We start from the raw sequence: 21,879 nt of genomic DNA on the forward strand, positions 1-21,879 counted from the left end.
CCTGTTCTTTTATTAAACCGGCAGCGGATTCAGATCCGGGTTTTTGCGCTGGTGCCAATACGGATAAATCGGCTCTTTGTTGCTGGCAGCATCGAGCCGGGCCACCTGCTCGTTCGACAGATTCCAGCCAATGGCACCCAGATTCTGGGTCAGTTGTTCTTCGGTTCGGGCGCCGATTACGATGCTCGAAACGGTTGGGCGTTGCAGCAACCAGTTCAGGGCCACCTGGGCGACGGTTTTGCCGGTTTCGGCCGCCAGTTCGTCCAGCGTATCGACAATCGTAAACCAGTAGTCTTCCGGAATCACCGGGCCTTCGCCCCCACCCTGCGCAATCCGGCTGTCGGCAGGTGCCGGATTGCTCCGACGGTATTTGCCACCCAATCGTCCGGCCGCCAGCGGACTCCAGACCACCGTTCCAACGTTCTGATCCAGCGCAAGCGGCATCAATTCCCACTCAAATTCGCGGCTCAGCAGCGAGTAATACGCCTGGTGTGTCACGTATTTCGACCAGCCGTAGCGTTCGGAAACCGACAGCGATTTCATCAAATGCCAGCCGGAGAAGTTGGAACAGCCGATGTAGCGCACTTTTCCGCTCTGTACCAGATGGTTCAATGCACTCAGCGTTTCCTCTACGGGCGTGTTGCCGTCGAAACCGTGCATGTAATAGATGTCGATGTGATCGGTTTTTAACCGGCGCAGGCTGTCTTCACAGGATTTGACCAGGTGAAACCGTGACGAACCAAAATCATTCGGCCCATCGCCCATTTTAAAGGTTGCCTTGGTCGAAATCAGGGCCTTATCGCGTAAACCGGTCAGGGCCTTGCCGAGAATTTCTTCGGACGTGCCCTTTGAATACACGTCGGCGGTATCGAACAATGTCAGACCGGCATCCAGACAACGATTGACCATCCGGGTCGCTTCATCGACCTGTGTGCTGCCCCAGGCTTTAAAAAAATCCGTGCCGCCCCCAAACGTGCCCGTTCCAAAACTCAACACCGGAACCTTTAGCCCCGACGCACCTAACTGTCTGTATTCCATAGCAATGAAGAATTTAAAAATAAAGGTTATTTCGCGGAGATCAGCAGAGAAAAAGGAGTTAAGCGGAGTGTATAAATAATCTCTGCGTACCTCTTATTTTTCTCCGCTTAACTCCGCGAAATAACGATTCCCATTCCGTCAATTTAATAACCGGGACAAATATATCACGATTTGCATCACCCGGTTTCCTGCCCACAACGGCTGTCTTACAAATAGAAATTGTAAGTCTACACCGGAACGCTTAATTTGAGGAGCCAAACCACCCTTTGCCCCACTGCTGCCCGATCTCTATGGAAATAGCTTCTTTTCTGATTGTCTTTTTTATGGTGCGATACATCCGGACCTCACTCCAGACAGCCGTGCGGTTTCCGGAGTGGGAAAGAATCCTGGTGATCGTTCAGTATGCGGCATCCGGTTTATTGGCAGCCGATGTCTTTCTTGATTCCAGCATTACCAAATGGCTCTGGCACCTTATGCTGCTCGGCATGGTTGGGGCGGCTTATCTCCTGAAAGAGTTCCGGCCGGTTCGCAACGTCTGGCTGGCGGTTGGCCCCTACATCCTGGTTTCGCTCTTCAAAGACATCGCAAGGTTGATCGATTCGGATTTTTACGAATCCATCAGTACGGTCGTTGAGATCGCCGAAGTCTTTACGCTGGTGTGGCTGATTGCGACCTGGGTCAGTACGCAACGGCAGCAGAAAGCCCTCGAAAAAGAACGCCTGAAACGACTCCAGGAAGAAGAACAAAGTCGGATTATTGCCGGTCAGAACGTCATGCTCGAACAGCTTGTGGCGGAACGGACGGCCGAATTGACCCGCCAAAAAGAAGAACTCGAACAAACGCTGACCGAACTGAAAGCCACGCAGGATCAACTGATTCAACGCGAAAAAATGGCCTCGCTGGGGGAACTAACCGCCGGTATCGCCCACGAAATTCAGAATCCGCTCAACTTCGTCAACAACTTTTCGGAAGTGTCGGTGGAGTTGATCGAAGAGTTGAAGGAAGAACGCAGACGGGAAGACCGGGACATTGAACTGGAAGAAGAGCTGCTGACCGATCTTACGCAAAACCTGCAAAAAATTACGCACCACGGCAAACGCGCCGACTCGATTGTGAAGGGCATGCTGCAACATTCGCGCACCAGCACACCCCAGCGGGAACCCACCGACCTCAACAACCTGGCCGATGAATACCTACGGCTGGCGTACCACGGTTTGCGGGCCAGCGATAAGTCCTTCAATGCCACCTTGATCATGGATTTCGACGAGCACCTGAGCAAGGTCTCTGTGGTGCCGCAGGACATGGGCCGGGTGCTGCTCAATCTATTTACGAATGCTTTTTATGCCACGGAACAAAAACGAAAAACCGGTCTGGCGGGCTATCAGCCCACGGTGCAGGTCAGCACGAAACGCCTGTCCGACGAGCAAATTGAAATCCGGGTGCGCGACAATGGCTGCGGAATTCCGAAAACCGTCCTGAACAAAATTTACCAGCCATTTTTCACAACCAAACCCACGGGCCAGGGAACCGGTCTGGGTCTGTCGCTGAGTTATGACATCGTTACAAAAGGCCACGGTGGAGCGCTGACCGTCGAAACCGAAGAAGGTGAGTTTACGGAGTTCATCATTCAGTTACCGACATAAAGGCCGAGTTTGCGTACCTTTGAGAACGAACCCTTTTTATTTTTTACTAAATACGCCTGAGATGAAAGTACTGGTAGTAGATGACGAAACGGACGTACAAATACTTTTTGAACAACGCTTTCGGCGCGAGATCCGCGCGGGCGAACTCCTGTTCGCTTTTGCCCATTCGGGCGAGAAAGCCCTCGCTTATCTGAACGAACACCCTTCTGAATATGTACTGATTCTGTCGGACATCAACATGCCCGGCATGAGCGGTCTGGAACTGTTGCGCCTGATTAAAACCTCTTACCCGGCCCCTCCGCCCGTTGTGATGATGATCACGGCGTATGGTGATAGCGAAAGCTACGACCAGGCGATGCAACTCGGAGCCGACGCGTTTCTGACCAAACCGCTTGACTTTACCAACCTGAAAGAAAAACTCAAAAGCGCCCTATGAAGTCTAAAATTCTGGTCGTGGATGACGAAACCGATCTGGAACTGCTGATCCGGCAAAAGTTTCGCCGACAAATCCGCGAACTGCAATATGAGTTTGTTTTTGCTTTCAATGGCGTCGATGCGCTGGTTAAACTCCAGCAACATCCCGACATCGATGTTGTGCTGAGTGATATCAACATGCCCGAAATGGATGGTCTGACGCTGCTGGAAAAACTCGGCGAGGTCAGCCCGCTGACCAAAACCGTGATCGTTTCGGCGTATAGCGACATGGCCAACATCCGGACAGCCATGAACCGGGGAGCCTTCGATTTTATCTGCAAACCGGTCAATTTTGAAGACCTGGACGTTACGATGCAGAAAACCATCCGGCACGTGGCACAACTCCGGGATACGCTGAAGGCCATCAAGGAAAACAATATTCTGCGGATGTACGTCGATGAGTCGGTGCTCAATTTCATGGATCGCCGGGAGTTCGAATCGTCACTGATGGTGAATGAAACGGTTCAGGCGACGGCGGTTTTTATCGACATCTGCGGGTTTACGGCCATCACGGAGCGCGAAAGTGCCGATACCGTCGTGAAGCTGATCAACCTGTATTTCGACGTGATGGTGAAAGAAATCATCGCCCAGGGCGGTTTTGTCGATAAATTCATGGGCGATGCGATCATGGCCGTTTTCCGGGGCGACTACCACCTCGACCGGGCCATCGAAGCCGCTCTGGCCGTTCGGAACCACATTGAGTCGATGGAAGCCACGCTGCCCGACGAACCCATTTACACGCCCAAAGTGGCCATCGGCATCAATACCGGTGAAGTGATTTCCGGCAACATCGGCTCGGCAACCCTCCGTCGGCTCGATTACACGGTCATCGGCGATGTGGTCAATACGGCCCAGCGCCTGCAGTCGTATGCCCAGGAAGGGCAGATCATCATCAGTGATGCCGCCTACCAGTTGGTCAAAAACTCCTTCCGTTGTGAACCGCTGGGTGAAGTTTTGCTGAAAAATAAAGCAAATCCGGTGGCGGTTTATGCGGTGATCGAATAAATACGCGCTGTATTCACGTCGATTTTTATCCGGTTGGCGCCCGAATTCTAACCATTCATCCCCTTTTTTTACCCCTTCAATTAAACACCCCTTGTTTACTAAACAGTGTTCAGTACATTTGTAACGTTAATTAACAGATATGGGAATTGTTGAGCGAAAAGAGCGCGAGAAAGAGGAAATGCGGAAACTGATTCTGGAAGCAGCCCAAAAGCTGTTTTTGGAGACTGGTTTCGAAAAAGTAAGCATCCGGAACATTGCCGATGCCATTGAATACAGTCCGGCGACGATTTACCTGTATTTTAAAGATAAAAACGAGTTGCTGTACGCCATCCACAACATCGGTTTTCAAAAAATGGTCGAAGAGTTCCAGCCAGCACTCAACCTGGCTGATCCTTTTGATCGCTTGGTGGAAATGGGGCGTCGGTATTTTCGATTTGCCTTCGAGAATCCGGAGTTGTTCGACCTGATGTTTATCATGACGGCACCAATGGATTCGCTGGCTTGTCGGGATGATGATAAATGGGACGAAGGACGAACGGCCTTCCAACTACTGATAACCTGCGTGCAGGATTGTATCGACGCTGGTGTATTTAAGTACCAGGATGCCGAAGTGGCCGCCCTGATGATCTGGAGTGCAGTGCATGGCAATACCGCACTTTTTCTGCGAAAACGACTGGAAATGTTTGAGGAAAGCCGCCGGAAACAATTGATGGAAGATGCTTTCACACTCTTCATCGAAACCATTCACAAAGGGCTGTAAAAAATTTTATCAACATAGTGAACAGTGTTAATTTTATACTGCATGGTTACAAAGCTACAAATCAGCTACTTGCTGATTCTCAGTTTAACACTTAGCCCACTGGCAAGTCCTGCTCAATCCGCCGACGCCCCTTCGGTTATTCTGAACGCTTATATTCAGGAAGGTTTACAAAGCAACCTCGCGCTGAAACAGGAATCTCTGGAAATCAGCCGGGTGACAGAATCGATCAACCAGGCAAAAGCCCTGTTTTATCCCCGACTGACGTTTAACCCGACGTATTCGCTGGCGGCTGGCGGTCGGCGGTTGCAGTTTCCAGTCGGCGATTTGCTCAATCCGGTGTATGCCACGCTCAATCAACTCGCCGGTTCCGACCGCTTTCCCACCAACATTCCGAACGTCAACGAATTGCTGGCTCCCAACAATTTCCACGACACCAAACTCAGCGTTCAGTACGCGGTTTTCAATACCGACATTCAATATAATTACCTGATTCAAAAAGATTTACTTTCCGCTCAGGAAGCCCGCAAGCGCGTGGTCGAGAACGAATTGCGCTATACCATCGCCACGGCGTACTACCAGTATTTACAGACGCTCGACGCATTCCGGATCTACGACAACAACCGCGCGGTGTTGCGCGAACTGGGACGGCTGAACGAAAAGCTGGTCGCCAACAATGTGGCCACCAAGGACGTCGTGACCTCAACCCGCTACGAAATCAGCAAGATCGATCAGCAACTGGCCATTGCCGACAAAAATCGCCAGAGTGCCAAAGCCTATTTCAATTTTCTGCTCAACCGCGATCTGACCGCCGACATCCAGGTCGATTCGCTGCTGACCCAAACGCTGCCTCCGGCTCCTCCTGCGCTGGGTGAGTTGCAGCAAACCGCCCTGCAAAGCCGCCAGGAATTGAAGCAACTCGGTGGCTCGCTCCGGGCGTCGCAAAATGCCATTAAAATGAACGAAGCTTCCCTCAAATTACCCAATGTTTACGTTGGCGGGAATGCTGGTTTTCAGGGATTTGGCTACACCTTCAGCAACCAGGCGTATGTGGTTGGACAGGTGGGCCTGTCCTGGGATTTGTTCAAAGGCTACGAAAAACGCTCGAAGGTGCAACAGGCCAAAATCCAGACCGAACTCGTGCAAACGAAGCTGACCGAAGTTGAAAAACAGATTCAGTTGCAGGTCTTGCAGGCGTATTATGAACTGGATGCGGCCAGCGAAAGCCTGAATGCCACCCAAACCGGACTTGCCAATGCCGAGCAAACCTTCCGGCTTGTCGACAGCAAATACCGCAACGGCCAGGCGCTGCTGGTGGAATACCTGCGGTTCCAGAACGACCGGCTAACGGCTCAGATTCAGCAGGTTCTGACGCGCTATGACGTTCTGACGAAGCGGGCCGCCCTGGATCGGGTAACAGCCATTCAATAGTTCCCGCTTTCCATTCTGATTCATCTCCCTACACGATTAACTGCACCGATTATAAACTTACGTATTCCAATGAAAGTCATCCAGTATTTTCTAATCGTACTCCTGGCGGGCGGGCTGTGGGCCTGCGGCACCAAAGCCGAAGAAAGCCAGGAAAAAAAACCGACGGAACAAACCGACGATATGGCCATACCGGTCAAATTAACCAAAGTTGAATCGGTGGTTCGCTCCGAACCGGTGGTGGCATCGGGGCTGGTGTCGTCGTCGGAAGAAGCCAAACTGTCGTTCAAAATTGGCGGTATTATTCAAAAAACGTACGTCGACGAAGGCCAGGCCGTCCGGAAAGGGCAACTGCTGGCGACGCTCAATATGACGGAAATCAACGCCCAGGTGAGCCAGGCGCAGTTTTCGAACGAAAAAGCCGAACGCGACCTCAACCGCGTCAAAGCCTTGTATGCCGACACAGCCGCTACCCTCGAACAGTTGCAGAATGCCACGACGGGCCACGAAGTTGCCAAACAGAACCTGACCATCGCGCAGTTCAACCAGAACTATGCCCAAATCCGGTCGACGGTGGATGGTACGGTGACGCGGAAACTGATGAACGAAGGCGAATTTGCGTCGGCGGGTGGGGCGGTCTTCATGATTTCGTCGACCCGGAAAAACGACTGGATCGTGCGGGTGGGCGTGGCCGACAAGGACTGGGCGCGGCTGAAAGTGGGCAATCGCGCCACCATCACGCTGGAAGCCTATCCAGACCAGACGTTTGTGGGTACCGTGAGTGAGCTGGCCCAAGCCGCCGATCCTCAGAACAAGCTCTACGACGTGGAGATCCGCATCAACCCCGGCGCGGTGAAATTTGCACCCGGTTTATTCGCCAAAGTGAGCCTGCAACCCGCCCAGAGCCGCAGTTACGCGCTGGTTCCGATTGAAGCCATCGTGGAAGGAAATGGCAAAGACGGTTTCGTTTTTGTGTTGACTGAGGACCAGAAGCGTGTCCGCAAAATACCGGTGCAGATCGGCTTCATCGACAACGACAAAGTCCTGCTAACAAACGGCTTATCGGGAATATCAAATGTGGTAACGGCCGGTTCAGCCTATCTGACAGAAACGTCAACTGTCGTTCTCAAATAACTCCTCTGATAAACTCTGATTTCCTCTGCTTAACTCTGCGAAACAACTAAAAAGCCATTACACAGAGTTTATCAGAGATCATCGGAGGTGATCAGAGAAAACACTTCCACTATGAACTTATCCGAATTTTCCGTCAAAAACTGGCAGTTCATGCTGGTGCTGTTCATCGCCGTGGTGGCGCTGGGCGTCAACTCGCTGTTTAACATGCCCCGGGGCGAAGACCCCGAATTTACGGCTCCCTCCTTTGCCGTGGTGATTGTGTATCCCGGCACCGACGCGCAGGATATGGAGGAACTGGTGGTCGATCCGGCCGAAGCGCGTTTCAATTCCCTGGACGACATCAGCCACGTCATCACCACCATCGACGACGGTCTGGCGGTTTTGCGGGTGGAATACGACTACAGCGTCGATCCGGACGAAAAATACCAGGAGATGGTGCGCGAAGTCAATGCACTCCGGGCGCAACTGCCAACGGACATTTTCAACATCGAAATCCGCAAATTTTCACCAACCGACGTCAGCATCGTTCAGGTGGCTTTGCAGTCGGAAGTGGCTTCCAACAAAGAGCTGGGCGACTATGCCGACGCGCTGAAAGAACGGCTGGAAAAAGTCAAAAGTCTGAAAGGTGTCGAAGACTGGGGCTACCCGGCCAGCACCGTTCGCATTTCGCTGAACATCGAGCGGATGGCGCAGGAAGGCATTGCGGTCAATCGGCTGATTGGCGCGTTGCAGGCCGAAAACCTGAACATTCCGGGCGGCAGCATTCAGGCCGGTACGCGGAAATTCAACGTCAAAACCAGCGGGGATTACCAGTCGCTGGACGAAATCAAAAATACCGTGGTTTCGACCAACGGGCAAAAAATCATTTACCTCCGCGACATTGCCGACGTGGATTTCAATTACGAAGATGAAACCCACATCACCCGCCTGAACGGACACCGGGCGGTTTTGGTCACGGCCGGTCAGAAGCTCGGCGAAAACATCGCGAAAGTGGGGGAACAATTGAACCCGGTCATCGAGGATTTTGCGAAAACCCTGCCGCCCCACATCAAGCTCGTCAAAAACTTCGACCAGGCCGCCAGCGTCAACGCCCGGCTGAGCCGGTTTGCCAAAGATTTCGGCATCGCCATTTTGCTGGTTGCCCTGACGCTGCTGCCGCTCGGCATCCGGGCGGCCATCGTCGTCATGATTTCAATTCCGCTTTCGTTGTCGATCGGCCTTTCGCTGCTGAACATGTTCGGTTTCAGCATCAACCAGTTAAGCATTGTCGGATTGATCGTCGCGCTGGGCATTCTGGTCGATGATTCGATTGTGGTGGTCGAGAACATCGAGCGGTATTTGCGCGACGGTTTTTCCCGGCGGGAAGCCGCGATCAAGGCAACCAAACAGATTACGCTGGCCGTCATTGGCTGTACGGTTACGTTGATTCTGGCCTTTCTGCCACTCATGTTTTTGCCCGAAGCATCCGGCGATTTCATCCGTTCGTTACCCACCGCCGTGGTTACCACCATTCTGGCATCGCTGCTGGTTTCGCTGACCATTGTCCCGTTTCTCTCCAGCCGGATTTTGAAGGAAGAGCACAATCCGGAAGGCAATATTTTCATGCGGGCCTTGAAAAAACTCATCAGCGGATCCTACAGCCGCCTGTTGCACACGGCTTTGCGCCATCCGGTCATTACGCTGCTGGGGGCACTGGTGATTTTTGGTGGGGCTGTATCGCTGGTTCCGAAAGTTGGTTTCGCGCTGTTTCCGGCGTCCGAAAAACCGCAATTTCTGATTAATATCGAAACGCCCGAAGGCACCAGTTTGCAGGAAACCAACCGCGTGGCCCGCTACGTCGAAAGCCAGTTGGGAAACGAACCGGACGTCAAGTATTTCACGACCAACGTTGGCAAGGGCAATCCGCGGATTTACTACAACATCATTCAGCGGAACGAGGCTACCAATTTCTCGCAGTTTTTTGTTCAATTGCACGACATGCCACCGGCTCAAAAACGCCAGTTGATTGACAAGCTGCGGGAGAAATTCAAGTTTTATGCCAACGCCAAAATTGAGGTCAAGGACTTTGAGCAGGGCCCCGACCAGGAAGCGCCGGTGGCCATCCGGGTGTTTGGCGAAAATCTGGATACGCTCCGAACCGTGGCCGCCGATGTGGAGAAAGTCCTGAAAACCACACCCGGTTTAATTTACATCAACAATCCGCTGGCAACCCGCAAAACCGACCTGCGCGTCAAAATCAACAAGGAAAAAGCCGGGATGCTGGGCATGTCCGTGGCCGACATCAACCGCACCATCCGGCTGGCCATTGCGGGCTTGAACGTGGGCGTGTTCAAGGACGAAGCGGGAGACGATTTCCTGATTAACGTCACGTTGCCCAAAGGAAAGGTGGCGGATTTGCGGGTACTCAATAATCTTTATGTCAATACGCTAGCGGGTGGCTCGGTCCCACTGCGCCAGATTGCCAACCTGCAGTTCGAGACCTCGACCAACCAGATCCGGCACTACGACAAGGACCGTTACGTCACGGTGACCGGTTTCGTCAAGAGCGGTTATCTGGTCGATAATGTCTACAATGAAGTCATTAAAAAGCTCGACGCGCTGAAGTTTCCGAGCGATTTTCGCTACAAGGCCGCCGGCGAACTGGAAAGCCGGGAAAAATCATTCGGCGGTTTGGGCACCATCATTCTGATCACCGTCTTCGGTTTTCTGGCGGTGTTGATCCTGGAATTTGGCACCTTCAAAAGCACGCTGATTGTACTGTCGGTGATTCCGCTGGGCATCATTGGGGCCATTGCGGCCCTGCTGCTGTCGGGCAATCCCTTCTCGTTTGTGGCCGTCATCGGTCTGATTGCGCTGATCGGTATCGAGGTCAAAAACTCCATTCTGCTGGTCGATTTCACCAATCAACTCCGGGAGCAGGGAATGCCTCTCATCGAAGCCATCGAGCAGGCGGGTGAAATTCGTTTTGTGCCGATTGTGCTGACTTCACTCACGGCCATTGGCGGCTTGATTCCGCTGGCCATCGAGGGAAATCCGCTTTATTCGCCCCTGGCATTGGTGCTAATTGGCGGGTTAATCAGCTCAACCCTCCTCTCGCGGATTGTGACACCGGTATTGTATAAATTGCTGCCGCCCCGCGTCGAGTTAAAAGTAACTAAAGCTGCAGAAGAGCCAGAATTAATTCAGTGATTAACCAATCAAAAAAGGCAGTAACATTTCGATTTAATACCAACTGTAAAGAGCAAAAATGGTAACGTAATGTTTACTATTTTTGCTCTTTACGTATCTACTAGTTTAACAGGAAACATTTTTTATTTGGCTCAATTCAAAAGGGTAGTATAAAAAATATGAAATTATTTTTGCGGCCCTATTGCAACTACCTAAAGATTTGTTAATCTTTGTCATAAGTATTTTACTTTTGCTCAGAGTACATTAAAAAATAAAGACTATCACCAGCGGCAATAGTCTTTATGATCGTTGTAGTTATTACTTTAAACACCTTGATTAAAAAAAATGAGGCTGTCATATTTTATTTAATCCAAGCGGAGCAAATATACGGTTCAACTATTGATTAATAGTTGCTAAAAAGCAATTTTTTTGCCAAAAAAAAGTTATTTTTTCCTAGCACTCTTTAGTCAACAATCCGGTCTTTATTTTCTGTCCCCTCACCCTGCTCAGGGTAAACCGGGACAGACCCAGATAGGAAGCAATATGCTTCAAAGGCATTCTGGCGCAGATCGTTGGGTACTGCTCACAGAACTGATAATAGCGTTCTTCGGCGTTGAGCATTCTCAGGGAACGGATTCGTTCGTCAAAAATAACCAGATACCTTTCACAAATTAGTCTTCCGATCACGTTCGTAACCGGGTATTTATAATACAACCGCTGTAAATCTGGATACGACAAAAAAACAAGTTCCGAATCTTCCAGTAATTCGATCGTTTCTGAGGATGGAATTTGGTTTAAAAAACTCGGAATCGATAACACCATATCGCCTTCAGCCGCAACGCCGGATGTCACTTCTTTTCCATCCAAGTAGTAATAACTCCGAGCGAGTCCTTTTCCAATGTAAAATAGCTTATCGGCCGTTCTCCCGATCGATAGAAGATGAGTGCCTTTCGGGAAATTTTTCACCAGAAGGTATTGCCGAATGAACCGGATTACTTCTTCATTTATCGGGCAGGCTTCCAGTAAAGACGCAATAAATCGGTCGTACAGTTCTTCCTTCATGGAGCCAGAGAGTAATTGTAAAAAAAGTCACTCGTTGCAGAAGTAGACGTGAGTACGGGAATGAAGTCACACGTTTCATAAGAAAAATTAGCTCATATTCTACAATTATTGAGTATTCGGTCATATAACGATTCATCTAAAATTAAACGGTAACAATTCTCTCCTCTTTTTCCGCAGGACACAAAACAAGGGTCTACAATTTGCGTTTATTAAAAAATCAAATTCCCGTCTGCATGCTCCTCTTTTTTGCGCTCCGGCTCCTGGCCTTTCATTCCTTTTCGACGGAAAAGACCTTGGTTGTGGATGTTCAAAATATCAGACACCATACCGGCCAAATCCGGGTCGGCCTTTACAAACCCTGCGCCAACTTCCCGACTGGCTGCAAACCCATTGTCAGTCATCAGGTTGACGTAACCGGAAACACCGCCCGCATCACGTTTAGCGTGAAACCCGGCGACTATGCCGTCGCCCTTTTCCACGATGTAAACGGCAATGGCCAGTTGGATAAAAAGATGTTTGGCATCCCGAAAGAGCCGTATGGGTTTAGCAACAATTTCCGCCCCACCCTGTCAGGACCCGCATTTGACGACTGCCGGGTACGTGTCGAGGAGTCGGAAAAAAAGATTTCAATAAAATTAATCTGAGTTCGGAAGATTTTTTTTAGTAACTTTACCCGGCAAATAACCTATCGTGTTTATTTGCTATGAGCTTAGACTCCTCGAAATTCCTCTACGAAGCGCTTACTTACGACGACGTTCTTCTTTTGCCTGCTTTTTCGGAGGTTCTCCCCCGCGATACACAGACAACTACCCAACTTACCCGCAACATCCGGCTGAACATTCCGCTCATTTCGGCGGCCATGGACACCGTTACGGAATCGGACCTCGCCATTGCGATGGCGCAGGAAGGCGGTATCGGGATCATTCACAAAAACATGAGCATCGAGCTGCAGGCGGAGCAGGTTCGGAAAGTAAAACGCTCGGAAAGTGGCATGATTATCGACCCGATCACGCTCATGGAAGGGGCCACGCTCGCCGATGCCCACCAAATTATGCGTGAATTCAAAATCGGTGGCATTCCCGTCGTCGATGCGGCCAATAAACTCGTCGGTATCCTGACCAACCGCGATCTGCGTTTTCAAACGGAGCTGTCGAAGCCGGTCACGGATATCATGACCCGCACGAATCTAATCACCGCCCGGGAAGGAATTACCCTCGAAGAAGCCGAAAGCATTCTGCAACAGTATAAGATCGAAAAACTGCCGATCATCAACGATCAGAACCACCTCGTCGGCCTGATTACCTACAAGGATATTCTGAAAAAGAAAAGCCACCCCAACGCCTGCAAAGACGAACTGGGCCGGTTGCGTGTGGGAGCAGCCGTAGGCGTCACGCACGATCTGATCAAGCGCATCGAGGCCCTGGTGAAAGCCGGTGTCGATGTCATCAGTGTCGATACGGCGCACGGCCATTCCCAGGGCGTTATCGACGCCGTCCGGGGCATCAAAGAACGGTTTCCGAAACTGGAAGTGATTGCGGGCAACGTGGCCACGGGCGCGGGTGCCAAAGCGCTGGCCGATGCCGGTGCCGATGCCGTTAAAGTGGGCGTTGGGCCGGGCAGTATCTGCACGACCCGGATCATTGCGGGCATCGGGATGCCGCAGTTGACGGCGGTTTACGAATCGGCGAAAGCGTTGAAAGGCACCGGCGTTCCGGTGATTGCCGACGGCGGTATTCGCTTCTCGGGTGATATTACGAAAGCCATCGCGGGTGGTGCCTACACCGTCATGGTGGGTTCGCTGCTGGCCGGCACCGAAGAGGCTCCGGGCGAAGTGGTGCTGTACGAAGGTCGCCGGTTTAAAACCTACCGTGGCATGGGTTCTGTCGAAGCCATGGAAGAAGGTTCGAAAGACCGGTATTTTCAGGATGCGGAAGACGACATTAAGAAACTCGTGCCGGAAGGCATCGTGGGGCGGGTTCCCATCAAAGGCCGGGTAGCCGAGATTATCTACCAACTGGTGGGTGGTTTGAAAGCCGGTATGGGCTACTGCGGAGCGAAAGACATCGAAACCCTGCAGGATGCCAAGTTCGTCAAAATCACGTCGGCCGGGGTTCGCGAAAGCCACCCGCACGACATTCAGATTCAGAAAGAAGCACCCAATTACTCATCCCGGTAAGCATTGCCTCTACAGATCCAGGTCTGTAGGGGCTTTTTTTGACACATTACCCCGCAGTTTTTCAAGGCAGACAATAAAAACCGGGTTCGCCCGTTATGAGAAAACAATCCCAGACGATCTACGAAGTCACGATTCTGTATATTGGCTCCCTCAATGCGCTCCGCCAGCGCGAACCTTTCATCGTTTTCTTCTCCAATCTTAAAAAAGCCGTTGAAACCATCATTGGTCAATTAGCCCTGAATGGCTGGCCGATCAAGGTGAATTATACCGCCGTTTACCGCAGCCTGAAGCAACGCGGTAGTTATCAGTGTGATTTCGACGTGGCCGGAGCCAAAGTATTCCGCATCCGCATCGTCCCCCAAACGCTGAACCCGGTGTTGACAACCATGGGGATTGACGAAAAACCGGCTGAACCCACGCGCAAAAACTAGTGCTGATCCGGGTTGCGAGTCCCCTGTTGGGTGAATACAAAGGATAATCTGACCCTAAATTAGTAAATGACGCATCGGCTTTCGTTCCGGGCAAAAAACCGCCTATGGTGCCGTTAAGCTACTTTATACGCTAATAGAGTCGCTTTTCCGAAAACTCCCGGTTCATCGCAATGAAACTGATTCAGAAATTGTTACTATTCTATGGCGCAAACCCCTAATTTTGCATATCGTATTGAAACATTCGTTTAATAGACATTTAGAATGATTAACCTCATAACCAAGAGCATTACGAAACTCTTCGGTACCAAGTCGGATCGGGACATGCGCGACCTGCTCCCGTATGTCGACAAGGTAAATGCCGAGTTTCAGAAATTACAGTCTTTATCCAACGACGAACTCCGGAATGTGACCACTGAGCTGAAGCAGATCATCGCACAGCGGTTGCAGCCTATCGATACCCAGCTGGCCGATCTTCACCAGCAGGTCACGGATCAGCCCGACCTGGACGTCGATGCGAAACAACGCATCTTCAATCAGGTCGACAAGCTGGAAACCGACCGGAACAAGGAACTGGAAGTGGTGCTGCTCGATATTCTCCCCCAGGCATTTGCGGTCGTGAAAGAGACCGCCAAACGGCTGAAAGAAAACGAACAACTGGAAGTAACGGCCACGGAGTTCGACCGTGAATTTGCCACCCGCAAAAAACACATCACCATTCAGGGCGACAAAGCCTACTGGGCCAATAGCTGGGATGCGGCCGGAACGCTCGTGAAGTGGGACATGGTTCACTACGATGTGCAGATCATCGGGGGGACGGTTTTGCACCAGGGGAAAATTTCGGAAATGGCCACCGGGGAAGGAAAAACGCTGGTCGCTACCTTCCCGGCTTATCTAAACGCCCTCGCCGGACGCGGAGTACACATCGTAACGGTTAACGATTACCTGGCCAAACGTGACTCCGAGTGGATGGCGCCCCTGTTCGAATTCCACGGCATGCGCGTCGATTGCATCGATAAACACCAACCCAATTCTTTTTCGCGGAAACAAGCCTATCTGGCTGATATTACGTACGGTACCAACAACGAATTTGGCTTCGATTACCTGCGCGACAACATGGCACGCGGTACTGACGAGCTGGTTCAGCGCAAACACCATTACGCGATGGTCGATGAGGTCGATTCGGTGTTGATCGATGACGCCCGGACGCCGTTGATTATTTCCGGCCCGGTGCCGCGCGGTGACGAACAGGATTTTGCCGAACTCAAACCGCGTGTGTCCCGCGTGGCCGAGGTGCAGCGGAAACTGGTACAGGACTTTTTGAACGAAGCGAAGAAGAAAATTGCCGCCGGCGACGAAAAAGAAGGCGGTCTGGCCCTCTTCCGCGCCCACCGGGGTCTGCCCAAATACAAACCGCTGATCAAATACCTCAGCGAAACTGGTATCAAGGCGGTTTTGCAGAAAACCGAGTCAATTTACCTGGCTGAAAACCAGAAATTGATGCCCGAAGCGGATAAACCGTTGTATTTCACGATCGACGAACGGCACAATAGCATCGACCTGACAGAAAAAGGCATCGATTACATCACCGGTTCCGGCGAAGATCCGAACTTCTTCATCCTGCCCGACTTATCGATCGATATTAACAACATCGAGAAAAGCACGGAACTGGACGAGAAGGAAAAAATTCTCCACAAAGAAGCCCTGATTCGCGATTATTCGGTCAAAACCCAGCGGATCAATACCGTCAACCAGTTGCTGAAAGCATACAGTCTGTTTGAAATCAACGTCGATTACGTCATCATGGATGGCAAAATCAAGATTGTCGATGAGCAGACGGGCCGGATCATGGAAGGACGCCGGTGGTCAGACGGTTTACACCAGGCCGTTGAAGCCAAGGAAGGCGTGAAAGTAGAAGACGCTACCCAGACCTACGCGACGGTTACGCTCCAGAATTACTTCCGGATGTATCACAAGCTGGCCGGGATGACCGGTACGGCCGAAACCGAAGCGTCGGAATTCTGGACGATCTACAAACTGGACGTGGTCGTGATTCCGACGAACCGGAACATCGTTCGGAAAGATGAAGAAGATAAAGTCTACCGTTCGGTTCGGGAAAAATACAACGCGGTGGTCGATGAGATCGTCACGCTCGTTGAAAAAGGCCGCCCGGTGCTGGTCGGAACGACCTCGGTTGAAAACTCGGAGTTATTAAGCCGGATGCTGTCGCTGCGCAAAATTGCACACCAGGTTCTGAACGCCAAGCAACACCAGCGGGAAGCCGAAATCGTGGCCGAAGCCGGAAAACCGGGTACCGTAACGATTGCTACCAACATGGCCGGTCGGGGTACGGACATCAAGCTGACGCCGGAGTCTCGCGCAGCAGGCGGTTTGGCCATCGTCGGTACGGAACGGCACGAATCCCGGCGCGTCGACCGTCAGTTGCGCGGTCGGTCGGGTCGTCAGGGCGATCCCGGAACCACGCAGTTCTTTGTGTCGCTGGAAGACAGCCTGATGCGGCTTTTCGGCTCCGACCGGATTGCCAAGGTGATGGACCGGATGGGTCTGGAAGAAGGCGAAGTGATTCAACACTCGATGATTACGAAGTCCATCGAACGGGCGCAGAAGAAAGTTGAAGAAAATAACTTCGGGATTCGGAAGCGGTTGCTGGAATACGATGACGTGATGAACTACCAACGTGAGGCCATCTACAAACGCCGTCGGAACGCCCTGTTTGGCGACCGGCTGGCGCTGGACATTGCCAACACGATGTATGACGTCTGCGAAGATCTGGCCAACAACACCGAAGGCAACTACGACGAACTGGCCCTGCAAACACTGACGGCACTCGGTTTTGAGATCAGCATGAGCCGCGAAGAGTTCATCCGGCTGAAACCGAAGGACCTGGCACAGAAGCTATACGAAGAAGCCGACAAGCACTACCACGAAAAAAACAACGCCATTCGGCAGAAAGCACAGCCGGTTCTACAATCCATTCTGGCCGAGCGGGGTGCCACCATTCAGGACATTGTGGTGCCTTTCTCCGACGGTCTGCGCGAACTGACGGTGGTCAACAACCTCCGCCGAACCGTTGAAACGGAAGGTCGCGAGCTGATCACGGAAATGGAAAAAGCGGTTTCGCTGTCCATCATCGATCAGGAATGGAAAGAACACCTGCGCGAAATGGACGACCTGAAGCAGTCGGTACAGAACGCGGTTTTTGAACAGAAAGACCCGTTGCTGGTCTATAAATTTGAGTCGGTCGAGTTGTTCAAGCGGTTTTTGAGCAAAGTCAATTTCGACACAATCAGTTTCCTGACGAAAACTGACATTCCGGGTCAGGAAGCCGAAGAGGTGCAGCAGGAAGTGCGGCAGGCGCCCAAAAATCCGCGTCCGGAACCGCAGCCGGAACTGCACACCAACAAGGAAGAGCACGAAGAACCCGTAGCGGGCGGCCCCGAGGAATACGCCCGCAAGATGGCGACGGCGGAGAAACAGGCGCCGGTTCGGGCCGTCAAAATTGCCAACCGCAACGAGAAAGTGAGCGTTCAGTACATGGACGGCACCATCAAGCGGGATGTCAAATACAAGGTGGTCGAAAACGACGTGCAAAGCGGCCGGGCGGTTTTGATTGAGTAAACGTTTACGGTTTTCAGTTTACGGTTTTCAGTGGCTGACGCATTCATAAACGTGCGTCAGCCACTGAAAACCGTAAACTGGAAACTGAATACCGTAAATCTGAAAACCATGTTAGCCCAGCCAAAACCGTATTGCACACCGGAAAACTATCTTGAACTTGAGCGCAAAGCCGCATACAAGAGCGAATATTTCAAAGGTGAGATAGTCGCGATGGCAGGTGCATCCCGCAATCACAATCGGATTAAGGAAAATCTGTCGATTGGAATAGGTTCCTATTTGAAAGGAAAACGCTGTCAGAGTTTTTCATCTGACATGCGGCTTCATATTCCTTCAAATTCGCTGTATACATATCCTGATCTGGTCATTGTTTGTGGCGAACCGGAACTGCTGGATTCTACCTTTGATACGCTCTTGAATCCTACCATCCTCGTTGAAGTTTTGTCGGAAAGCACGAAGGACTACGACCGGGGCGGGAAATTCATGCTGTACCGCAACATCCCGACTTTTCAGGAATACATTCTGGTCGACTCCGAACAGATTCGGGTAGAAGCCTAGTATAAACCGGAAAACGGCTTCTGGACGCTGCGGAAGGAAACCGGCGCGGTAGACGACTTTCTGACCATTCAAACGCTTGATTGGACCCTTTCGCTGCGGGACATTTACGAACAAACCGTTGGGTTGCTGAGTTGAAATTACCGCAGGACGCCCCATTTCAGGCCCAAATTCGTGTAGTTACAATAAATTTTTAAAATCTTTTACAAAAACAATAAAGAAAGAAAGATTTTGTAGTATTGTTCCAATTTTCAATACTACGCTTTCCCGGAAATACTTAATTTTCGGTGTGGAATCACTAAAGTTGATTCCCTTCTTTACTTTCGTATGATGTATATTCATGCAGTTAGTCATTACTTTCCCAGCGAAGTAGTTGGCAACGAACACTTTACCCGGCTCAATGGATTATCGAGCGAGTGGATTACCGAACGTACCGGAATTCGGGAGCGTCGCAAAGCGGCACCCGACGAGAATACAAACACGATGGCCCTCGAAGCCGTCCGGCGGCTGTTCGACCAAACGGCGATTGACCCTTCTCAAATAGACCTCATTGTAGGTGCGACCTATACGCCATACGATACCATCGTCACCCTGGCTCATGTTGTCCAGCACAATCTGGGAGTTCCCGATATTCCGGTTATTTCGGTATCGACGGCCTGCTCCTCGCTGATCAACGCCGTTGAGGTTGTTGAGGGTTATTTTGCAATGAATAAAGCGACGCTGGCCGTGGTGGTGGTTTCGGAACACAATACGGCTTACAACAACGAAACGGATACCGTATCGGGGCATTTGTGGGGCGATGGTGCAGCCGCTTTGCTGATCTCGAAAGAACGAATCAGCGACGAGGATATGACAATCCACACCATCATTACGGGCGGAGCAGCCACCAGCGGCAAAGCAACGACCGGCGTGATGCTGAAACCGCTCGAACAGGGCGTCCTGATGCCCCACGGTCGTGACGTCTTCATCAATGCATGTCTCTATATGCCCAAAGTCAGTTTACAGGTGCTGGAGAAACACAACCTGACCATTGACGATGTGGATTACCTGATTCCACACCAGGCCAATCTTCGCATCAGCCTGAACGTCATCAATACCCTGAAACTCCCCGAAACAAAGCTGCTTTCCAACATTCAGAAGCTGGGGAATACCGGCTGTGCGGGTTGCGCCATCGCCTTGTCCGAAAACCGGGCTCTTTTCAAGAAAGGGCAGAACATTGTGCTGACCGTCTTCGGAGGAGGCTACTCGTTCGGCGCCATGCTGGTGGAAGTGTAATACAGCAATGATGAATTATAAATGATGAACGATGAATGGAAAAGAGGCTAACATCTAATTTTCCATTCATCGTTCATCATTTATAATTCATCATTCCATCTCTCAATTCGCCGTTGAAGACGAGGGAGCCGAGGTGTTTTTCCAGGTATTGTTCCGTGGATTAATATCCGGCAGTTGCTCATCGGGGTCAATGGTCACCGAGCGAATGGGCGTCGTAGTCGGTTGTTTGAAACTCCAGGTACCACCGCGCTGCCAGATTTCGACCGGCAGATTGACCCGTGTTTTCTTTCCGCCCACTTCTTCTACTTCAATAATAACCGGCATAGCCCATTTTTCCAGGTTTTCGATGGTGATCACCGAGCCTTTCTGCGGGTCCTGCTCCACATACCGGACGTCTTTCACCGACTGGTCCAGCTTCCAGTTTTCGTAAAAATACCCGCGCCAGAACCAGCCCAAATCTTCGCCGGACGCATCCTCCATGGTTCGGAAAAAATCATAGGGTGTCGGGTGCTTGAAGGCCCAGCGGTGTACGTAGGTTTTAAAAGCATAATCGAAACGCTTCGGCCCCAGCACCACATCGCGCAGCAGTTTCAGGCCCATTCCCGGTTTATAATACCCCATAATGCCCAGACTCATCGGTTGCAGTACATCGGGCGTGGTCATAATCGGCTCGTCGATGTTGAACAAAGCCGGCGCAATGTCGTGCATCGTTCCTTTCGGGCGGTTGTATTCCCCCTTGTTGAATTTCTCAGTGGAAAGCATGTTGATGAAGGTATCGAACCCTTCGTCCATCCAGGCAAACTTCCGCTCGTTGTTGCCCACGATCATCGGAAACCAGTTGTGCCCGAATTCGTGGTCGGTAACACCCCAGAGGGCATCTTTCCGGTCGCGCCGGTCGCAGAAAACAATACCGGGGTATTCCATTCCGCCCACGATTCCGGCGACGTTGGTGGCCACCGGATACGAGTACTCGAAGAGGTAATCCGAATAAAATTCGATACAGCCTTTGACGTATTCCGTCGAACGGTTCCAGGAATCGTCGGTGGCGCTTTCGGCGGGGTAAACCGACATGGCCAGGGCTTTTTTCCCACTCGGCAGATTGATCCGGGCGGCATCCCACACAAACGCCTTTGAGGTTGCCCAGGCTACATCCCGGGCGTTCTGGCAGCGGAACCGCCACGTCAGACGACCCGTTTGCTTCGGTCGGCTTTGCGGATTAGTCACCTCGTCTTTTGCACGCAGCAAGACGGTTTTATCACTGTTCCGGGCCTGCGCCAGCCGTCGCTGCTGATCGGACGTCAGCACTTCCTGCGCGTTCAGCAACTCGCCGGAACCCACCACGATGTGATTCCACGGCACGTCGATGGCGTATTCGTAATCGCCATACTCCAGGTAGAATTCTCCCGCTCCGAGGTAGGGTAGCACATTCCAGCCTTCAATGTCGTCATACACGCACATCCGCGGATACCACTGCGCCATTTCGTAAATCAACCCATTGCGGGTCGGCTGGGTGCCCATGCGGTCGGAACCATAGGCCGGAATTTTGAAAGAGTACTCAATTTTGATTTTCACCACATCACCACCGGGTTTCAGCGGTTCGGCCAGCCGCACCTGCATCCGCGTGTCGGTAATCAGGTAATCCACGGTTTTGGTTTTTCCCTGATCGATTGTGACAGACTGAATGGCATACCCGCCGGAAAACCCCGCATTTCCGTAGCGACCACCGCGCAAGGGCGTCGTTTTGGCGGCCCGGGAAGAGTCGGAGAATGCGTTCTGATCGAGCTGAAGCCAGAGGAACGGCAGCGCTTCGGGGCTGTTGTTTTTGTAGGTGATTTCGACGTCCCCACTCAGGACGTTTTTCTCGTCGTCCAGACGAACGTTGATTTTGTAATCGGCCCGGTTTTGCCAGTAGCGCGGACCGGGAGCCCCACTTCCTGCCCGGTAATCGTTTCCGGGCTGCATGTTGAATAGCGGATGAAAGAGTTCGTGGGCGTCGTAACTTGAACTTGTTTTCGACTGCGCCCGGACTTCTGCGACCGAAACCAGGATACCAATAAAAAAAAGGAGTTTATTCATGAAGTTGATGTGAATGCGTTACGC

General features: G+C 51.6%; 16 protein-coding genes. 13 read left to right on the forward strand and 3 right to left on the reverse strand.

Annotation, left to right across the window (positions count from 1 at the left end):
• Positions 1–12: 12 nt before the first annotated feature.
• Complete coding sequence (locus F0P93_RS13305) at positions 13–1,038, reverse strand: aldo/keto reductase (RefSeq protein ID WP_150876902.1); 1,026 nt, start codon at positions 1,036–1,038, stop codon at positions 13–15.
• Positions 1,039–1,328: 290 nt separating this feature from the next.
• On the opposite strand from F0P93_RS13305, the gene F0P93_RS13310 reads away from it, so the two are divergent.
• The 7 genes from F0P93_RS13310 to F0P93_RS13340 all read left to right on the forward strand — a co-directional run bounded on the left by F0P93_RS13310 (position 1,329) and on the right by F0P93_RS13340 (position 10,668).
• On the forward strand, positions 1,329–2,681 hold the full coding sequence (locus F0P93_RS13310; protein WP_150876903.1) for a sensor histidine kinase: 1,353 nt from the start codon (positions 1,329–1,331) through the stop codon (positions 2,679–2,681).
• A gap of 61 nt (positions 2,682–2,742) precedes the next feature.
• Positions 2,743–3,117 (forward strand): response regulator, encoded by a 375-nt coding sequence (locus tag F0P93_RS13315; RefSeq protein WP_150876904.1) that lies wholly within the window; start codon positions 2,743–2,745, stop codon positions 3,115–3,117.
• On the forward strand, positions 3,114–4,160 hold the full coding sequence (locus tag F0P93_RS13320; RefSeq protein ID WP_150876905.1) for an adenylate/guanylate cyclase domain-containing protein: 1,047 nt from the start codon (positions 3,114–3,116) through the stop codon (positions 4,158–4,160). Before F0P93_RS13315 ends, F0P93_RS13320 begins: the two co-directional genes overlap by 4 nt.
• Before the next feature lie 139 nt (positions 4,161–4,299).
• Positions 4,300–4,920 (forward strand): TetR/AcrR family transcriptional regulator, encoded by a 621-nt coding sequence (locus tag F0P93_RS13325; protein ID WP_150876906.1) that lies wholly within the window; start codon positions 4,300–4,302, stop codon positions 4,918–4,920.
• A 42-nt stretch (positions 4,921–4,962) separates the two neighbouring features.
• Positions 4,963–6,348 (forward strand): TolC family protein, encoded by a 1,386-nt coding sequence (locus F0P93_RS13330; protein ID WP_150876907.1) that lies wholly within the window; start codon positions 4,963–4,965, stop codon positions 6,346–6,348.
• 69 nt (positions 6,349–6,417) lie between these two features.
• Positions 6,418–7,479, forward strand: coding sequence for an efflux RND transporter periplasmic adaptor subunit (locus tag F0P93_RS13335; RefSeq protein WP_150876908.1), 1,062 nt, complete (start codon positions 6,418–6,420; stop codon positions 7,477–7,479).
• Positions 7,480–7,590: 111 nt separating this feature from the next.
• Positions 7,591–10,668 (forward strand): efflux RND transporter permease subunit, encoded by a 3,078-nt coding sequence (locus F0P93_RS13340; protein ID WP_150876909.1) that lies wholly within the window; start codon positions 7,591–7,593, stop codon positions 10,666–10,668.
• A gap of 432 nt (positions 10,669–11,100) precedes the next feature.
• Here F0P93_RS13340 and F0P93_RS13345 read toward each other — a convergent pair whose 3' ends face one another.
• Positions 11,101–11,709: a Crp/Fnr family transcriptional regulator gene (locus tag F0P93_RS13345; RefSeq protein WP_150876910.1), complete on the reverse strand. Its 609-nt coding sequence runs from the start codon at positions 11,707–11,709 to the stop codon at positions 11,101–11,103.
• Positions 11,710–11,942: 233 nt separating this feature from the next.
• Here F0P93_RS13345 and F0P93_RS13350 point away from each other — a divergent pair, with 233 nt between their 5' ends.
• From F0P93_RS13350 to F0P93_RS13375, 6 genes are all read left to right on the forward strand, one after another.
• A complete protein-coding gene (locus tag F0P93_RS13350) occupies positions 11,943–12,353 on the forward strand; it encodes a DUF2141 domain-containing protein (protein WP_150876911.1) in 411 nt (136 codons plus the stop codon).
• 59 nt (positions 12,354–12,412) lie between these two features.
• Entirely contained in the window at positions 12,413–13,885 is a 1,473-nt protein-coding gene (gene guaB, locus F0P93_RS13355; protein ID WP_150876912.1) for an IMP dehydrogenase, read from the forward strand.
• Between the two features lie 95 nt (positions 13,886–13,980).
• On the forward strand, positions 13,981–14,316 hold the full coding sequence (locus F0P93_RS13360; RefSeq protein ID WP_150876913.1) for a hypothetical protein: 336 nt from the start codon (positions 13,981–13,983) through the stop codon (positions 14,314–14,316).
• 261 nt (positions 14,317–14,577) lie between these two features.
• Positions 14,578–17,952: a preprotein translocase subunit SecA gene (secA, locus tag F0P93_RS13365; protein ID WP_150876914.1), complete on the forward strand. Its 3,375-nt coding sequence runs from the start codon at positions 14,578–14,580 to the stop codon at positions 17,950–17,952.
• A gap of 51 nt (positions 17,953–18,003) precedes the next feature.
• Positions 18,004–18,507, forward strand: coding sequence for a Uma2 family endonuclease (locus F0P93_RS13370; protein WP_225309478.1), 504 nt, complete (start codon positions 18,004–18,006; stop codon positions 18,505–18,507).
• 327 nt (positions 18,508–18,834) lie between these two features.
• On the forward strand, positions 18,835–19,779 hold the full coding sequence (locus F0P93_RS13375; protein WP_138994440.1) for a 3-oxoacyl-ACP synthase III family protein: 945 nt from the start codon (positions 18,835–18,837) through the stop codon (positions 19,777–19,779).
• 102 nt (positions 19,780–19,881) lie between these two features.
• Here the strand turns inward: F0P93_RS13375 and F0P93_RS13380 are convergent, their stop codons facing one another.
• Positions 19,882–21,855: a M1 family metallopeptidase gene (locus tag F0P93_RS13380; RefSeq protein ID WP_150876915.1), complete on the reverse strand. Its 1,974-nt coding sequence runs from the start codon at positions 21,853–21,855 to the stop codon at positions 19,882–19,884.
• Between the last annotated feature and the right edge of the window lie 24 nt (positions 21,856–21,879).

Source organism: Larkinella humicola, from assembly GCF_008727875.1.
Lineage (GTDB): Bacteria > Bacteroidota > Bacteroidia > Cytophagales > Spirosomataceae > Larkinella > Larkinella humicola.

Excerpts from the sequence above, each read along its gene's own strand:
- secA (WP_150876914.1), top strand. The coding sequence starts at position 14,578 with ATGATTAACCTCATAACCAAGAGCATTACGAAACTCTTCGGTACCAAG.
- F0P93_RS13330 (WP_150876907.1), top strand. The coding sequence starts at position 4,963 with ATGGTTACAAAGCTACAAATCAGCTACTTGCTGATTCTCAGTTTAACA.
- F0P93_RS13320 (WP_150876905.1), top strand. The coding sequence starts at position 3,114 with ATGAAGTCTAAAATTCTGGTCGTGGATGACGAAACCGATCTGGAACTG.
- guaB (WP_150876912.1), top strand. The coding sequence starts at position 12,413 with ATGAGCTTAGACTCCTCGAAATTCCTCTACGAAGCGCTTACTTACGAC.
- F0P93_RS13350 (WP_150876911.1), top strand. The coding sequence starts at position 11,943 with ATGCTCCTCTTTTTTGCGCTCCGGCTCCTGGCCTTTCATTCCTTTTCG.
- F0P93_RS13380 (WP_150876915.1), bottom strand. The coding sequence starts at position 21,855 with ATGAATAAACTCCTTTTTTTTATTGGTATCCTGGTTTCGGTCGCAGAA.
- F0P93_RS13305 (WP_150876902.1), bottom strand. The coding sequence starts at position 1,038 with ATGGAATACAGACAGTTAGGTGCGTCGGGGCTAAAGGTTCCGGTGTTG.
- F0P93_RS13375 (WP_138994440.1), top strand. The coding sequence starts at position 18,835 with ATGTATATTCATGCAGTTAGTCATTACTTTCCCAGCGAAGTAGTTGGC.
- F0P93_RS13340 (WP_150876909.1), top strand. The coding sequence starts at position 7,591 with ATGAACTTATCCGAATTTTCCGTCAAAAACTGGCAGTTCATGCTGGTG.
- F0P93_RS13315 (WP_150876904.1), top strand. The coding sequence starts at position 2,743 with ATGAAAGTACTGGTAGTAGATGACGAAACGGACGTACAAATACTTTTT.
- F0P93_RS13325 (WP_150876906.1), top strand. The coding sequence starts at position 4,300 with ATGGGAATTGTTGAGCGAAAAGAGCGCGAGAAAGAGGAAATGCGGAAA.
- F0P93_RS13345 (WP_150876910.1), bottom strand. The coding sequence starts at position 11,709 with ATGAAGGAAGAACTGTACGACCGATTTATTGCGTCTTTACTGGAAGCC.
- F0P93_RS13360 (WP_150876913.1), top strand. The coding sequence starts at position 13,981 with ATGAGAAAACAATCCCAGACGATCTACGAAGTCACGATTCTGTATATT.
- F0P93_RS13310 (WP_150876903.1), top strand. The coding sequence starts at position 1,329 with ATGGAAATAGCTTCTTTTCTGATTGTCTTTTTTATGGTGCGATACATC.
- F0P93_RS13335 (WP_150876908.1), top strand. The coding sequence starts at position 6,418 with ATGAAAGTCATCCAGTATTTTCTAATCGTACTCCTGGCGGGCGGGCTG.